Origin of the sequence: Limosilactobacillus gorillae, assembly GCF_001293735.1 — a bacterium.
Classification (GTDB): domain Bacteria; phylum Bacillota; class Bacilli; order Lactobacillales; family Lactobacillaceae; genus Limosilactobacillus; species Limosilactobacillus gorillae.
Genome location: NZ_BCAH01000062.1, coordinates 1 through 1,076, shown reverse-complemented (window position 1 = coordinate 1,076; position 1,076 = coordinate 1). Strand labels below are relative to the sequence as shown.

The following is a 1,076-nucleotide window of genomic DNA, read 5'->3' as shown; positions in this document are numbered from 1 at the left end:
AGAAACGGCGGTTGAAGCCGACGTGGCTAACCCTGCTTGCTTGGACTCACTCACGGCGCTGGCCTTACTGTTACTAGGAGTAACCGGGACCGAACCTGTCGTACTAGTGGTAGCTTCTTGGTAGCTTGGTTGAGTCGTCGTGACCCTGTTCACCCTGGAGCCAGCCGGAGGCATACTAGTTGAACCAGGTGTTGTTAAAGTGACAGCGGCTGTTGCAGCCTTAAAATGCTTGGCGGGAGCCTTGATGGTCGTAACACTTCCGGCAGTCATGGCCAGCCCCGCAACCACCCCAATTCCAACAACTTGATAATTTAAAATCATGTGAATCCCTCCGTACTTATTCTCATTAGTTAAGTACGGCAGAAACACCCCATAAGGACGAAAAAAGCTGCGACTATTTTGTCACAGCTTTTTAGTTGATTATAGGCTTGAGTGGAGCACCCGTTCAATATCGTCAACAATTTGTTCCGGCGTTAGGTGGTACCACTCGTAAAGCACGTCCAGCGGTACGTTATCGGCAAATTCACGCTGGGCGCCGAAGTTTAAGACCTTCATGTTGGTTGGACCGTAGTAGCGGGAAATGGTTTCCCCAAAGCCCCCGGAAACCATTGCGTCTTCAATCGTCACCACCAGGTCGTGGTTTTCTTGAAGGTAGTGGAGGTCTTGTTGATCAATGTTAGTGACCGTTTTAGGATTGATCAGGGTTGCGTTAATGTTGAGCTTGGTCTTTAGCTGATGGATAACTTCTTCGCCAAGTTCCCAGAAGCCTCCCACGGCCATCACGGCAACTTCACTCCCTTGGTGGGCGATCTCGTAATCGATCGTATCATAATTATCCTGGGTGGCCGGACGGTGTAAGAGCTTGTGTTCTGGCTGGCGGATGATGACCGGATTTTCGGCTTGCGTCAAAGCCCAGTCCAGCATTGAGATTAGTTCTTCAACGCTGGTTGGTACCAGGTAGTCAACGTTTGGCAGACTTGACAGGTAGGCGATGTCAAAGGATCCTTGGTGGGTTGCTGATCCAGCGCTGATTGTTCCGTTACGAACGATCATGACCACTGGGTTCCCGTTTAAAG

General features: G+C 50.4%; 2 protein-coding genes. Both read right to left on the bottom strand.

Annotated elements, in window-relative coordinates:
- The coding region (locus AOQ57_RS08155; protein WP_202812718.1) for a hypothetical protein at positions 1 to 321 on the bottom strand (321 nt) is incomplete at its 3' end.
- 99 nt (positions 322 to 420) lie between these two features.
- Positions 421 to 1,076 (bottom strand): transketolase C-terminal domain-containing protein (locus AOQ57_RS08150; protein WP_305848696.1); only part of this gene is annotated, 656 nt, incomplete at its 5' end.